Here is a 14,997-nt window from a genome sequence, read left to right as displayed (position 1 = left end):
TAAGTTTATATTTTACGGCAATTATTCTAAATAAATTAATTTACAGTTTGATAAATTATGTCCGCTTCGAGTATATTCGTAGTTTAGTAAAACTGTAACATGGTCAATCAAACTTTCTTTCTCGGAAAATAGTATTTTTTCAAGGTCTTTTTTAATTCTATCATTTTCAATTTCAGGCAGGAGTTTTTCAGCCATTGTTACAGCTTCTATTCCAAATAATATTTTTTTAATAGCATCAGGCAACAGTTCAGAAGTATATTTATGATTTTTATTAGTTAAATACTCAATATTTCTAAGAATTACTTCATTTTCAGAAATTGTGCCCAAATATTTTATCATGGTATCCCCCATATAATTGTTCCATGTCCGACACCTAAATAAAATTTATTAAAAGAAGTATATATTTATTATCTAACAAAAATAGATATTAATCTTAGTATGTGCCAAAAGTAAAGCCAAATTATAAGGTTTTTTATGAAACAAGTTTACGATTTAGGACTTGAAAACATTAATAAATTATTGGCTAGGTATTTAGTTCCATCAGTTCTTGGAACTACAATAATTGGAATTTACAGCATTATTGACGGCATTTTTATCGGTAGATACGTTGGTACTGACGGCCTTGCAGGAGTAACACTTGCATTTCCCATTTCTGTTGCAGTAGGATCTATTGGACTAATGATTGGTTACGGAGCTTGTGCAAATATATCCGTTAAGCTTGGGAAAAGAGATTTTAACGGAGCAAATGCAATATTAAGTGTTTCTTTAATCTATATTTTAATATTTGGAACATTTATTACATTTTTTGGTTCATTACTATTGAATAATTTAATAGAAATTATGAATATTCCAAAAAACCTTGAATCTTACGTTTTAAATTATTCTAGAGTAATTATTTTTGGAAGCCTTGCAACAATTACTGCATATTCCCTTGATGCAATTTTAAGAAATGATGGCTTTCCGAAAAAATCCATGTATATTTTAATAATAGTGTCAATATCTAACATTGTTTTAGATTATATTTTAATTGCAATACTTAATTTCGGAGTACTTGGTGCCGCATTTGCAACAATTATTGCACAAACATTAGGTTCTTTGATATATCTACACCACTTTATATTTGGAACGTCAAACCTTGTTTTTCAAAAAAATAAAATACATTTAGAATATATAACAATAGTAAAAATCTTAAAAACAGGTTTTTCGCCGTTTATAATGGAATTGGCTTTTGGATTTTTAATGCTTATTCATAATATTCAATTTTTACGTTACGGAAGTTCCATTGACGTTTCTGCATATGGTATCGTGATATATGTTACCTCTTTTTTATATATGGGATATTTAGGAATATCTGATGGCATCCAACCGCTAATTAGTTATAATTATGGTGCAAAGAAATTTAAAAGAGTTTTTGAAGTTTTAAAAAAGGCGATATTTATAAATTTTTTAATGGGGATAATATCGTTTATTTTAATTTTAAGGTATCCAAAAAAAATTATACATGTATTTAACCCATATGATGCATTATTAGTTACCCAAACAGTGCATGGTCTTATTATTCATAATTTTTCACTTTTAATCCTTGGAATTTCAATGATTATAATACTGTACTTTCAAGCAACAGAAAACTCAAAAATTGCAGGTTTTCTCTCATTAGGGCGAAGCATTTTATTTATTATACCAGCTCTGCTTATTTTTCCAAAGTATCTTGGAGTTAGCGGAATATGGCTTTCAACGGTATTTTCAGAATACTTATGTCTTTTATTTGGGTTATTTTTTTTCTTTAGAAGTGTTAAAAAAAATATCTGGGCAAAAAAAGATATTTAAAAATGAACCCTTAGTACAATAATAAAGTTAAATTAATAATACTTAATTTATAAATTAATACATTTTTAATAGTAATACTCCTTGTGTTTATTATTTAAATAGTTAAAAAAGAAAAAATTAAAACCAAGGTAAATGTCACGGTAATAATTATGCTCCAACTAACATTAGAAAGTGCTTTTTCAAACACATTGTCTGTTTCAGAATTAAATTTATACGTGAAAAACACTTTAGAAAATGATTTAATATTAAAACGTGCTTCAATCAAAGGAGAAATTTCCAATTGCATACTACATCGGTCAGGACATATTTATTTTACACTAAAAGATGAAGAAGGCGCAATTGACTGCGTAATGTTTAAAGGGGATGCACGGCTCCTTAATTTTATTCCAAAAGATGGAATAAAAGTAATAGTTACAGGAAAGGTTTCAATATATGCTAAAACTGGAAAGTACCAAGTTTACTGTAATTCTATGGAAAAGGAGGGAATCGGCGAGTTATACATAAAATTTGAAAAATTAAAGGAAAAACTTGAAAAAGAAGGACTTTTTGATGAATTAAAAAAGAAAAAAATTCCAAGATATGCAAAAAATATTGGAATAATAACATCACCAACCGGAGCTGCATTAACGGATATTATAAAGGTTACAAGACTTAGAAATCGGTCAGTTAATTTATTGATATATCCTGCATCAGTTCAGGGTGAAAATGCGCCTTCTGAGATAATAAACGGAATTTCCAAGCTTAATAATCATAAAGATATCGATTTAATAATTCTAGCACGAGGAGGGGGTGCAATTGAAGATTTATGGTGTTTTAACGATGAATCACTTGCAAGAGCCATTTTTAAATCAGAAAAACCAATAGTTACAGGAATAGGGCATGAAATAGACTTTACAATAGCAGATTTTGTAAGCGATTTAAGGGCAGCAACTCCTTCAAATGCTGCTGAAATTTCAGTATTTAATGAATTTGAATTAATTTCAAAATTGAAAAATCTTGAAAAAAACCTAAGTACGAAAATTTTAACTGACATTTCAAAGAAAGCTTATGAAGTAGATTTTTTGTATTCAAAGTTTGAAAAAAACAGCCCTAACTCAAAAATTGAAAAACAAAAAGCAATTCTTGAACGTTACAATGCATTAATAACTCACGAAATTAAAAATAAATTTGCATACGAGTTAAAGCGTTTTGAAAAGGCCCATTCTCTTTTAAATGCGTATAATCCATTAAATGTACTTAATAAAGGGTACACGATAATTCAAAATCCTGATGGAAGAATAATAAGCTCTAAAGAATTATTAAAGTCAAAAAAAGAATTAAAAATAATATTTAAAGATGGAATTGTAGATGTAAATATTACTTTAAAAGATAGGGTGAGATAATGGAAAAATACGAAGATTTGATCGAAAACCTCGAAAATATTGTAAATTTAATGGAAAATGAAGAATTATCTCTTGAAGAAGCAATGAAAAACTATGAAAAAGGAATAATTTTATGCAACAAACTATATAAAATGTTGAATGAAGCTGATGGAAAAATAAAAATACTTTCAAAATCTTTTGAAGTAGATTTTTTAGACGAATAATTTGACAGCTAACTACATTATATTAAATATAAATATAACTATATTATTTGTCAGTAATTATTTTTTTATCAAGTTTAACTACATTATGCATTAAAAAGATTAAAAGAGCCGTAAAACGATTGTTAAACTAAATTTCTAAAAGATTTTTTATAATCACTTTTTTAATTTACACTTAATTTTAATATGATTTTTAAACGCATTATTTTATACCCTAGCACATATATTTTATTAAGGTTTAAAGGATTAAGTTATAATTAAAGACTATTTCCTATTTATTAACATGATTTAATATAATTAACATGATTTAATAAAAAGATTGAAATGATGGATAGTATGAAAAGCATCGTAATTAAAGGCGCTAGAGAGCATAATTTAAAAAATATTTCTTTAAATCTCCCAAGGAATAATTTAATCGTAGTAACGGGTGTTTCAGGCTCTGGAAAATCTACAATAGCTTTTGATACGATATATGCGGAAGGTCAAAGAAGATATGTTGAATCGCTTTCTGCATACGCTAGGCAGTTTTTAGGGCTCATGAATAAACCTGATGTAGATAGCATTGAAGGATTATCTCCTGCAATTGCAATACAGCAGAAAACAACCAGTAAAAATCCAAGAAGTACTGTTGGAACAGTTACTGAAATTTACGACTATTTAAGGTTGCTTTATGCAAGAATAGGCATCCCTCATTGCCCAATACATAATATAAAAATAGAATCACAAAGTCCTGAAAAAATCGCTGAAAAAATAGAAGAAGAGTTTTTTGAAAACACTACAATACTTTCCCCAATTGTACGGCAGAAGAAGGGAACGTATCAAAAACTAATTAAAGACCTAAATTCAGAAGGATTTACTCGTGTAAGAGTTAATGGAGATATTTATCGAACTGATGAAGAAATTAGTCTTGAAAGATATAAAAAACATGACATTGAAGTTGTAATTGACCGTTTAAATCCAAAAGATGACCGTTCAAGACTAGTTGAAGCATGCGAAAGAGCAGTTGGGCGTTCAGGGGGCCTAATAATTATATCTGGATATTCAAAAGACCAAAAGCCGTTAGAAAGAATTTATTCAACTAATTTAGCCTGTCCAATATGCGGAATTTCTTTTGAAGAGCTCCAGCCAAGAATGTTTTCATTTAACAGCCCTTTTGGAGCTTGTGAATACTGTAGTGGCCTTGGAATTAAGATGGAATTTGATTCAGAATTGATAATACCTGATAAAACAAAATGTATTGCGGATAATGCAATTTCACTTTATCGAAACTTTTTAGATGGTTATAGGTCACAACAACTTGCATCAGTTGCGAACCATTTTGGATTTAGCGTATTAACGCCCATACATGACATTACAAAAGAACAGTACGATATTTTAATGTATGGAAGTCCTGAAAAGATTCACTTTAAGGTAACTGGAAGTAGTGGTGAATCAGAATGGACACAAAATAAGCCATGGGAAGGGCTAATACCCCAGTCTATCCGCTTATATAATGAAACTAAGTCGGAATACCGTAGAAAAGAACTTGAAAAGTTCATGAGGGTAACATTGTGCCCTAAATGCAGTGGAAAACGTTTAAAAGATAAATCACTTTCAGTAAAAATTGAAAATAATTCCATAATTGATTTAACTGACCTTTCAATTTCCAATTTACAAAAATTCTTTGAAAATTTAGGTTTAACCGATAAAGAACACGAAATTGCAAAACAAGTAATTAAAGAAATTAAATCCCGGTTAAAATTCTTAAATGATGTAGGTTTAGGATATTTAACACTTTCTAGACGTTCTGGAACACTTTCTGGCGGGGAAGCACAGAGAATTCGGCTTGCAACACAAATTGGGTCAAATTTAACTGGAGTACTATATGTGTTAGATGAGCCTTCAATAGGCCTTCACCAGCGAGACAATCAAAAATTAATTGAAACACTTAAAAAACTAAAATCATTAGATAATACGCTCGTTGTTGTTGAACATGACGAAGATACAATACTTAATGCTGATTATGTAGTTGATATGGGCCCCGGTGCAGGGGTTCACGGTGGAGAAGTCGTTGCAGTCGGTACGCCTCTTGAAATATCAAAAAATAAAGATTCTTTAACTGGAAAATACCTTTCTGGCGAATTAAAAATTGAAATTCCAAAGAAAAGAAGAAATAGCAAGGGAAATATTAAGCTTTCAAACTGTAATCAAAACAACTTAAAAAATGTGTCGGTTAAAATTCCAACCGGCGTTTTATCGGTAATTACGGGAGTTTCCGGAAGTGGAAAATCTACCCTTATATATGATAATCTATATCCTGCCTTAAAAGAAAAAATAAAGTCTGAAGAACCAGTTTCAGGAGACTTTGACATTGAAGACCAGCTTTATGAAACATTTCATGATAAGGAAAAATGTAACCTTGAAATTAATGCAGAACTCGATAAAGTAGTTGTAATCGACCAAAGTCCGATTGGAAGAACCCCTAGGTCAAACCCTGCAACTTACACGAAAATATTTGATAAAATAAGGGAAGTTTTTGCGGAAACCAAAGAAGCAAAGATAAAAGGATACGGACCCGGCAGATTTTCTTTTAATGTAAAAGGCGGAAGATGTGAAAACTGTCAGGGGGATGGAGTCATAAAAATAGAAATGAATTTTTTACCCGATGTTTTTGTCGAGTGTGAGGAATGTAAAGGTGCAAGATACAATAAAGAAACATTGGAAATAAAATTCAAAGGCATATCAATTTCAGATGTGCTTAATATGAGCGTTGAAGAAGCCATTTTGCATTTTCAAAATATTCCACAAATCTCAAATAAATTAAAAACTCTTTATGATGTAGGACTTGGCTATATAAAATTGGGTCAGAGTTCAACAACACTTTCTGGCGGGGAAGCACAGAGAATAAAATTAACACGTGAGCTTTCAAAAAGAGCTACTGGAAAAACTATTTATTTGCTTGACGAACCAACTACCGGGCTTCATTTTCACGACGTCAAGAAATTAATTGATGTAATTAACAGCTTAGTTGAAAAAGGAAATACTGTAGTTATAATTGAACATAATTTGGATGTTATAAAGTGTGCGGATCATATAATTGACCTTGGGCCCGAAGGCGGGGATTTTGGGGGGCAGATAATTGCAGAAGGAACTCCTGAAGAAGTATCTAACTGTAAAAAAAGCCATACTGGAAAATTCTTAAAACGAATATTTGAAAATTCAAAATAAAATTATTAATTATTATTCTTATTGTTAATTATTTAAATTTAAAATACTTGATTTTTAATTTAAAAATTATTTGAAGTTATTTTAAAGTTATTTTAAACTTTAATTTCACTAAAAAAAGCTTAAAGTGTTAAGATGATTAATCTATCAGTTATTCCAAAAGAACCAGGATGCTACATATATAGGGATATTGAAAAAAATATAATATATGTTGGAAAAGCAAAAAATCTAAAAAAGCGAATCAGTAGTTATTTTAGCAAAAAAAATCACGACACAAAAACTCAAAACTTGGTAAAATCTATTTTTGACATAGAATTTATTGTTACAAATAACGAAATTGAAGCATTGCTTTTAGAAAGCATTTTGATTAAAAAACACTCTCCCAAATATAATATAGATTTAAAGGACTCAAAAAATTATGCTTATATTTACATAAGCGAAGAGAATTTTCCAAGAATTGGGATATCAAGAAATAAATCAGAAAAAGGAAAGTTTTATGGGCCATTTATTTCTGCAAAGGAAAGAGATTATGTTCTTGATATTTTAAAAAAAACTTTTAAAATAAGGTCATGCAAAAATATGCAGAAACGACCATGTCTAAGGCACCATATAAAAAATTGTACTGCACCGTGTACGGGAAATATTGCGTCTAAAAAATACTTGGATCAGATAAAAAAGGCAGAATATATATTAAAAGGAAATATAGAATCTTTAATTTCAAAATTAAAAGATGAAATGATTATTAAATCAAAAAATCTCCAGTTTGAGGAAGCAATATTAATACGGGAAGAAATATCTGCTATTGAAAATCTGAAAACTAAGCAGAACATTAACAGGCAGAAAAATTATGATGAAGATATTATTGCATATATTGAAAAAGATGGGAATATCCATATTATTGTATTTAACGTGTTAAAAGGAACATTATATGATAAAAAATATTTTAAATTTGAATACGTAGAAAATTTCTTTGAAGAATTTTTAATACAATATTATTCCGAAAACCGCCCGCCTTCTGAAATAATAATTTCAGGTTTTCCAAAAGATTTTGAAGACTTTTCAAAGGAATACAATCCAAATGCACTTTTAGAATTTTTATCAAAAAAAAGGGAATCAAAAGTTTCATTTAAAGTACCTAAAAAGGGAGAAAAAAAAGAATTGTTAAATCTTGCAATGAAAAATCTTGAAATCTTGGTTTTAGGAAATGATTTAAAAGTTGAAGCCTTAAAAAACAAATTAATGCTAGAAAATCCTCCAAAAGTTATTGAATGTTTTGATATATCCCATCTTTCCGGAAATTTTACTGTTGCATCGATGGTGCAGTTTAGGGATGGAAAAGCGGACAAAAAAAATTACCGGAGATATAAAATTAAAACAGTTACTGGAATTGATGACTTTAAATCAATTTCTGAAGTTGTTTTTAGGCGCTACAGTAAATTATTAAAAGAAAATTCAAAAATGCCTGATTTAATAATCATTGATGGGGGAAAGGGCCAATTATCCTCTGCATTTTATGAATTAAAAAAGTTAAACTTAAAAATACCCGTAGTATCCATTGCAAAGAGGGAAGAAGAAATTTACGCTCCAGGAACTGAAAACGCCCTTCCAATAACCAAAAATGAAAAAGCGTCATTATTCATTCAGGAGATCCGTGATGAGGCACACCGGTTTGCAATAACATATAACAAACTTTTAAGGAAAAAGGATTTGATAAAATGAGCTTTCCAGAATTTAGATTAAAATCAGATTTTGAGCCAAAGGGGTCTCAACCAAGTGCAATTGATAAACTTGTTTTTGATTTAACTAAAAATCCAGAAAATAGTAAGCAAACTCTTCTTGGAGTGACAGGTTCTGGAAAAACATTTACAATTGCAAATGTTATTGAAAAAGTTAAAAAACCAACTCTTGTAATTGCACATAATAAAACACTTGCAGCACAGCTCTACAATGAGTTTAAGGAATTCTTTCCTGAAAACCGTGTAGAATACTTTGTATCTTACTATGACTACTATCAACCTGAATCATATATTCCACAAAAAGATCAGTATATCGAAAAGGATGCACAAATAAACCCAAAAATTGAACAAATGAGGCTTCGTGCAAGTTCTGCTATTTTATCAAGGCGAGATGTAATTATAGTAGCATCTGTTTCCTGTATTTATGGCCTAGGTAGTCCAAAACTCTTTAAAGAAATGGGTTTTGAGTTAAAAAAAGGCAGTAAAATCAAACGAGCAGAAATTATTGAAAAATTAGTAGATATCCAATATGAGAGAAACGATACAGAACTTGTTTCTGGAAGATTTAGGGTAAAAGGGGATACAATAGATATTATTCCGGGATACCAAGATGAAACTATAAGACTTGAACTTTTTGGCGATGAAATTGATAGAATTTACGAGCTCGACTCAAAAAATATGACTAAAAAACATGAATTAGCTTCTTTTTATATGTATCCTGCAAAGCATTTTGTTACAACGGAAGAAAGTAAGAAAAATGCGATAAAATCTATTTTAAAAGAACTTGATGAATGGCTACCCCACCTTGAAATGCTAAAAGCAAACCGTTTAAAACAGAAAACATTATATGATATTGAAATGATTGAAGAAACGGGAAGCTGTAAGGGCATTGAAAACTATTCCCGACATTTTGAAAATAGGGGTGAAAATGAACCTGCTTATTGCCTTTTAGATTATTTTCCAGATGACTTTTTAATCGTAATTGATGAAAGCCATCAGACAATACCTCAAATTAGAGGGATGTATAAAGGAGACCGTTCACGAAAAAAATCTTTAATAGATTATGGGTTTAGACTCCCAAGTGCATACGATAACCGCCCTTTAAAATTTGAAGAATTTAAAAAATATATGAACAATGTAATTTTTGTGTCTGCAACTCCGGGTGAATATGAACTTGAAAAGTCAAATCAAATCGTTGAACAGATTATTAGGCCCACAGGATTACTTGACCCAAAAGTAGAAATTAGGCCTATTAAAGGACAAGTTGAAGACATTATAAATGAAACTGAAAAGATGGTAAAAAGAGGAGAAAGAGTCCTAATTACAACACTTACAAAACGGTTATCTGAGGAATTAACAGAATATTTGGCTCAAAAAAATGTAAAAGCAAGGTACTTACATTCTGACATTGATACAATTGAAAGAACGGAAATTATAAGAAATTTAAGACTTGGAAAATTTGATTGCCTTGTTGGGATAAATCTATTAAGAGAAGGACTTGACATTCCAGAAGTCGGTTTTGTAGGAATACTTGATGCAGATAAGGAGGGATTTTTAAGAAACGATAAAAGTTTGATTCAGACAATTGGCCGTGCTGCAAGAAATGCAAATTCAAAAGTCGTTCTTTATGCAGATAAAATTACTGATTCAATTCAAAAAGCAGTTTTTGAAACTAAAAGAAGGCGAAAAATTCAGGAAGAGTATAATATAAAGCATGATATTACTCCTAAAACAATTGTAAAGCCAATTAGAGATAAAGTAGTCGATATAGTGGATATAAAACACATTCCAAAATCTGAAATTCCAAATGTAATTGTAGAACTTGAATCTGAAATGTACCTTGCAGCAGAAGCACTGGAATTTGAAAGGGCAATCCAAATAAGGGATAAAATTGCAAAATTGAAGAAAAAGGCAGGTATTGAGCTTTAAATGTATTTGGTTCCAACTGTTAATTAAAACTCTTCATGAATTTTATTTAAATTTAAAAGTATTTTTACATGCCTGTTAATTTCAGACTCAATATTAGATAGTACAATGTCTTGAAATTCTTTTGGGATATTCATATCTAGGTTGGTTCGAAAAAGGTAGTAATCTTGAAATTCCTCTTTTGATACCATTAAATAGTTTTTTATAAGTAATTCATTTAATTCCCCCTTTATAATGTATTCAAGATAATTATTGGCGTACTTTTGATTCTTAAATATTTTAAATTCAAAATTTAATTTTTGATACATGTAAAGAATTTTTTCCAAAACATAAACTTCTTGATGGATTATAGTAAGTATTTCAGGAATTTTTTGAACTATTGAAGGATTTTTTTCGATACAATCTCGAAAACTATTCGAATTTTCAATCAAGTACAGTTCAAAGCTGTATTCATGATCGTATTTTTCCAAAATGCCCACCTTGATAATTAACTATTTTTTTACTTTAAAAGTTAGATACATACAGTAAAAAATTTTAATCGGAAATTAAACACCATTATTAGTAATTTATCTTATTTTTTAAATAAAAAGTTTACTATTTCGGGAAAATTTTAAAAAAATTTAAATTGTGTAAAATAATTTTATGTAAAAAAAAGTAAAACTTTTATAATTTCTATAATTTTTATAATTTTAACATTTTATTGCTTCTTCAGGAGCCCCTAATTTCTTTGGGTGGGGTGCTTTTAATACAAAAAATTCCAACAAATCAGAATTTAAGTTTTGTATCAGCATTTTGGTGTTTATTGGAATACTTAATATTGTTCCTTCCCCATAATTTATCTGTTCTTGCTCTTCAAGCGTGATTGACATTTCCCCACTTACTATAACCAAGTTTACATTTGAATTTGAAATGTGTTTTGGCATGAAATCCCCTTTTGGTAAAATTACATGCCTTATCTGAATATCGTCCGTATTTACAGGCATTTCAACTAATTTTTCATTTGAGTTACCAAATTTTGAAACTTTTTCAATCATTTTCATCACCTTCAAAAATTATAATTTCCATAATATATTTCATTTTTCAGGCATTTTTTTCATTTGATTTTAAAACCGTATTTTGAAAAGTTACTTAGTAAAATTACAATGCCATGAATGAAAAGGTAGTGAAAATTTTTAAGAATGTTCAATTAAGTTACCATCTATTGAAATAATTTTTTTAGTAATGTTTACATCTAAACCAGATAGTGCCTGTGTTACGAGAGTATATAGCGAATTACAACAGGGCACTGACATTATTGCAACAGTTACGTTCGTTATATTGTTTTTTTCAACGATTTGCCTTATTTTTGATGCGTATTCATCAGTTTCATCGAGTTTTGGACAGGCTATTATAAGAACTTTCCCTTTTAAGAGGTTTTCATGAAAATAAGGGTACGAAAACGGTACGCAATCTGCTGAAATTATTAAATCCGCATTTTTAAAATACGAAGCATTTGGACTTAAAAGATGAAGCTGAATTGGCCAGTTCAAAAGTTCAGATTCTGTTTCTTTATTATTAAATGTTTCCATACGTTTTTCTGGCCGTTTGAAACTTATTTCAGACGCACTTGGGCATGACATTCCATGTCCTTTACAGCCCTTATGGGTATTTTCCTTTCCAGTTACTTTTAATGCATCAACAGGACATACGTCTAAACAGGCCCCAAGTCCATCACAGTGTATTTCACGAGTTTTATCCACTATAACTTTACCCGTTTTTTCATCAGGGATAATTATGCTCTCTTCACAAGCAGAAATACATAATCCACATTCTTTAAATCCAAGACATTTTTCAATATCGATATCAATTTTAAAGTTTCCCAAAATAATCACCAAAAATCTTAAATGTTGAATCAATAGAGTCAATTATATAGTAACTTTAAAAAATTAGAATTTAAAGGAATTATTCTAATAAGAGATTCATGTCTTCATTTACAGTCGTTATTCCGTTTAATTTGAATTTTTCAACTAGTAACTTTGCAACGTTTGGCGAAATAAAGTCAGGTAGTGTAGGGCCCAAATGAATATTCTGTATGCCTAAGTAAAGGAGTGCAAGTAACACTGCTACCGCCTTTTGCTCGTACCATGCAATATTATATACAATTGGGAGTTCATTTACGTCGTTTAAACCAAATGCTTCTTTTAACTTAAGAGCAATTACTGCTAAAGAATAACAGTCATTGCACTGTCCTGCATCAAGTATTCTTGGAATTCCGCCAATATCGCCTAAATCAAGCTTATTATACCGGTATTTTGCACATCCTGCTGTCAATATAACCGCATCTTTTGGTAATTTTTTTGCAAAATCAGTATAATATTCTCTAGTCTTGTGTCTTCCATCACAACCTGCCATTACTACAAATTTTTTTATTGCTCCAGACTTTACCGCATCTATAACCTTATCTGCCAATGCCAAAACCTGATTATGTGCAAACCCCCCTACAATTTTTCCGGTTTCAAGCTCCTTTGGAGGTTTACATAATTTTGCATGTTCTATGACTTTTGAAAAGTCTTTTGTACCGTCTTCATTTACAGGTATGGTTTTAACATCAGGATATCCAACAACCCCTGTTACATAAACCCTATTTTTATATTCGTCTGCAGGAGGCACTAAACAGTTTGTAGTCATTACAATTGGCCCGTTAAAAGAATCAAACTCGGTCTTTTGTAAATACCATGAACCGCCATAATTTCCTACAAAATTATCGTATTTTTTAAATGCAGGGTAATAATGTGCCGGAAGCATTTCACTATGAGTATATACATCAATCCCAGTTCCTTTTGTCTGGTTCAAAAGTTGTTCTAAATCCTTTAAATCGTGGCCACTTATAAGAATTCCATGATTATTTTTAACGCCAATATTTACTTCAGTAATTTCTGGATTTCCATATGATTCAGTATTTGCTTTATCAAGTAGCGCCATAGTATCTACAACGTACTTTCCAGTTTCTAAAACAAGAGCAGTTAGTTCTTCAGGAGATTTTAAATCATCTGAAATATCAATTAGGGCTTTTTTTATAAATTTCTGTATTTCTTCATCGTTATATCCTAAAACATTTGCATGGTGTAAATATGCACAAAGCCCCTTTATACCATATAATGTAATTTTCCGAAGGGATCGCATATCTTCGTTTTCGGGAATTTCTAGTGAAATTTCTTTTGATTTTGCTTTTTCTAATATCTCTAAATCATTTTTTGCATCCCAAGTTACAAAATCAGGCAATTCCCCACATTTTTCAGGGGTACAGCCACATTTTGTCCTTAAATCATTTTTAAGTTTTAAACCTTTTTTAATTCTTTCAATTATATACTTATCGTCGAAATTAACGTTTGTAATTGTGGCAAATAGTGAATCTACTATATGGCTATCTATTTCATTGTTTGTTATTCCGGTTTTATTTGAAACGTATGCAATTCCTTTTAAAGTGTATATTAGTACATCTTGAAGGTTTGCAGTATTATCCTTTTTTCCACATACTCCCATTTGAGTACATCCAGTACCTTTGATCGTTTCCTGACATTGGTGGCATAACATTTTTGTAGACCTTTGAATAAAACTCACCTTTTTTAGATTTCCGCATCCTAAATATTAATGGCCATATTACGATATTTCTAATTACTTAGTGTATTTTTAGAAGTATTTTATTTAGAAGCATTTTAAAAACTGACAATTAATTCTGTGTTATTTTGAATATATATAAATTTTTGACCACTTTTTAACAGCTTTTGATATAATTTTTATTAAAAAATGCTAAAAAGATATTAAAAAATAATTAAAAATATTAAAAAATGGTCAAAAATAAATAATTAAAAATAAATATTGGGTTATTAAAAATAGTTAAAAAATAAGTATATTGTCGTAAATTTTTCCGCTGATATTTTGAACCCTTACATAAAAACTCGAAATTAACTTTGAATCCCCTTCAACAACAAAACTTTCTAGTTTTTTATTCTTATTACATGCTGTTTTAACGTAAGAGTGATTCATTGATTTTATTACTTCGTTATACTCAAAATATATATTACTCATTTCTTCCATTATTTCTTTTGAGGGTTCATAAACTACAGTAATAAGTCCATTTACTTTACCTTCAGACTTTAAAGAATTATTTTCAAGTACGTATTTTCTAACGGCATCCCTAATTAATTCACTCCTACTAGAATAATTTTTGGATTTTACAATATTATCAAGTTCATTTAATAAAAATTTTGGAAAAGAAAGGCTTACCCTTTCTACATTAACCATTATTTCACCAAAATAATTAGGTTATTAAAAATAGTAGTATTTTACGTATTATTTTTTAGTTAGATATTTAGTTAAACGGTTTTATCGAGGAATAAGTAAATACCATGATTTTTCGCCATTTTCGCTATATCTTACAGCACAGAATTCGGTTTTTTTATCTTTGATGCTCATTTTATGGTCAAATACTATAAACGGGCGTTTATTTTCAGTTACTTCAGCCCTCATCTGTTTTAGTATGGAATAAAGTCTTTTAAAATATGTTACAGAATCATTCTCGTCAGGTAATATTTCATTATAAACGTTTTTAGTTATGAAAACCGGCTCTATAAATCCTCTTCGTTTTGCATATCTTGAAACGTTTATTACTTCTGATCCTGGTTTTATCAAATTTGAAAAATCTTCCATTTCTGAATTAATATCAAATCCATTATCCATTGG

General features: G+C 29.7%; 13 protein-coding genes. 6 read left to right on the top strand and 7 right to left on the bottom strand.

The window, feature by feature from the left end; genetic code table 11:
• Positions 1-21: 21 nt before the first annotated feature.
• Positions 22-339, bottom strand: coding sequence for a hypothetical protein (locus MEVAN_RS08245; protein WP_012066411.1), 318 nt, complete (start codon positions 337-339; stop codon positions 22-24).
• 135 nt (positions 340-474) lie between these two features.
• On the opposite strand from MEVAN_RS08245, the gene MEVAN_RS08240 reads away from it, so the two are divergent.
• From MEVAN_RS08240 to uvrB, 6 genes are all read left to right on the top strand, one after another.
• Positions 475-1,827, top strand: coding sequence for an MATE family efflux transporter (locus MEVAN_RS08240; protein WP_012066410.1), 1,353 nt, complete (start codon positions 475-477; stop codon positions 1,825-1,827).
• A 149-nt stretch (positions 1,828-1,976) separates the two neighbouring features.
• On the top strand, positions 1,977-3,209 hold the full coding sequence (gene xseA / locus MEVAN_RS08235) for an exodeoxyribonuclease VII large subunit (protein WP_012066409.1): 1,233 nt from the start codon (positions 1,977-1,979) through the stop codon (positions 3,207-3,209).
• The gene (locus MEVAN_RS08230; RefSeq protein WP_012066408.1) at positions 3,209-3,412 is read left to right on the top strand and encodes an exodeoxyribonuclease VII small subunit; all 204 of its coding nucleotides are present in this window, start codon (positions 3,209-3,211) and stop codon (positions 3,410-3,412) included. Before xseA ends, MEVAN_RS08230 begins: the two co-directional genes overlap by 1 nt.
• Before the next feature lie 333 nt (positions 3,413-3,745).
• The gene (gene uvrA / locus MEVAN_RS08225; RefSeq protein ID WP_048059186.1) at positions 3,746-6,616 is read left to right on the top strand and encodes an excinuclease ABC subunit UvrA; all 2,871 of its coding nucleotides are present in this window, start codon (positions 3,746-3,748) and stop codon (positions 6,614-6,616) included.
• Positions 6,617-6,748: 132 nt separating this feature from the next.
• A complete protein-coding gene (gene uvrC, locus MEVAN_RS08220) occupies positions 6,749-8,332 on the top strand; it encodes an excinuclease ABC subunit UvrC (RefSeq protein ID WP_012066406.1) in 1,584 nt (527 codons plus the stop codon).
• Positions 8,329-10,278, top strand: coding sequence for an excinuclease ABC subunit UvrB (gene uvrB, locus MEVAN_RS08215; protein WP_012066405.1), 1,950 nt, complete (start codon positions 8,329-8,331; stop codon positions 10,276-10,278). Before uvrC ends, uvrB begins: the two co-directional genes overlap by 4 nt.
• 23 nt (positions 10,279-10,301) lie before the next feature.
• Here uvrB and MEVAN_RS08210 read toward each other — a convergent pair whose 3' ends face one another.
• The 6 genes from MEVAN_RS08210 to MEVAN_RS08185 all read right to left on the bottom strand — a co-directional run bounded on the left by MEVAN_RS08210 (position 10,302) and on the right by MEVAN_RS08185 (position 14,994).
• The gene (locus MEVAN_RS08210; RefSeq protein WP_012066404.1) at positions 10,302-10,745 is read right to left on the bottom strand and encodes a hypothetical protein; all 444 of its coding nucleotides are present in this window, start codon (positions 10,743-10,745) and stop codon (positions 10,302-10,304) included.
• Positions 10,746-10,964: 219 nt separating this feature from the next.
• Positions 10,965-11,309, bottom strand: coding sequence for a cupin domain-containing protein (locus tag MEVAN_RS08205; protein WP_012066403.1), 345 nt, complete (start codon positions 11,307-11,309; stop codon positions 10,965-10,967).
• Between the two features lie 138 nt (positions 11,310-11,447).
• On the bottom strand, positions 11,448-12,137 hold the full coding sequence (locus tag MEVAN_RS08200; protein WP_012066402.1) for an ATP-binding protein: 690 nt from the start codon (positions 12,135-12,137) through the stop codon (positions 11,448-11,450).
• Positions 12,138-12,216: 79 nt separating this feature from the next.
• Complete coding sequence (hcp, locus tag MEVAN_RS08195; protein WP_012066401.1) at positions 12,217-13,848, bottom strand: hydroxylamine reductase; 1,632 nt, start codon at positions 13,846-13,848, stop codon at positions 12,217-12,219.
• A 303-nt stretch (positions 13,849-14,151) separates the two neighbouring features.
• Positions 14,152-14,559, bottom strand: coding sequence for a CopG family ribbon-helix-helix protein (locus MEVAN_RS08190; protein WP_012066400.1), 408 nt, complete (start codon positions 14,557-14,559; stop codon positions 14,152-14,154).
• A gap of 81 nt (positions 14,560-14,640) precedes the next feature.
• Entirely contained in the window at positions 14,641-14,994 is a 354-nt protein-coding gene (locus tag MEVAN_RS08185; RefSeq protein ID WP_012066399.1) for a hypothetical protein, read from the bottom strand.
• Between the last annotated feature and the right edge of the window lie 3 nt (positions 14,995-14,997).

Origin of the sequence: Methanococcus vannielii SB, assembly GCF_000017165.1 — an archaeon.
Taxonomy (GTDB): domain Archaea; phylum AGJL01; class Methanococci; order Methanococcales; family Methanococcaceae; genus Methanococcus; species Methanococcus vannielii.
This window is presented reverse-complemented; position numbering and strand designations above follow the sequence as displayed.

Bases quoted from the DNA above. Each gene is read 5' to 3' on its own strand.
- uvrA (WP_048059186.1), top strand. From the start codon at position 3,746: ATGAAAAGCATCGTAATTAAAGGCGCTAGAGAGCATAATTTAAAAAAT.
- MEVAN_RS08190 (WP_012066400.1), bottom strand. From the start codon at position 14,559: ATGGTTAATGTAGAAAGGGTAAGCCTTTCTTTTCCAAAATTTTTATTA.
- MEVAN_RS08205 (WP_012066403.1), bottom strand. From the start codon at position 11,309: ATGATTGAAAAAGTTTCAAAATTTGGTAACTCAAATGAAAAATTAGTT.
- MEVAN_RS08245 (WP_012066411.1), bottom strand. From the start codon at position 339: ATGATAAAATATTTGGGCACAATTTCTGAAAATGAAGTAATTCTTAGA.
- MEVAN_RS08240 (WP_012066410.1), top strand. From the start codon at position 475: ATGAAACAAGTTTACGATTTAGGACTTGAAAACATTAATAAATTATTG.
- uvrB (WP_012066405.1), top strand. From the start codon at position 8,329: ATGAGCTTTCCAGAATTTAGATTAAAATCAGATTTTGAGCCAAAGGGG.
- MEVAN_RS08230 (WP_012066408.1), top strand. From the start codon at position 3,209: ATGGAAAAATACGAAGATTTGATCGAAAACCTCGAAAATATTGTAAAT.
- MEVAN_RS08185 (WP_012066399.1), bottom strand. From the start codon at position 14,994: ATGGATAATGGATTTGATATTAATTCAGAAATGGAAGATTTTTCAAAT.
- xseA (WP_012066409.1), top strand. From the start codon at position 1,977: ATGCTCCAACTAACATTAGAAAGTGCTTTTTCAAACACATTGTCTGTT.
- uvrC (WP_012066406.1), top strand. From the start codon at position 6,749: ATGATTAATCTATCAGTTATTCCAAAAGAACCAGGATGCTACATATAT.
- hcp (WP_012066401.1), bottom strand. From the start codon at position 13,848: ATGTTATGCCACCAATGTCAGGAAACGATCAAAGGTACTGGATGTACT.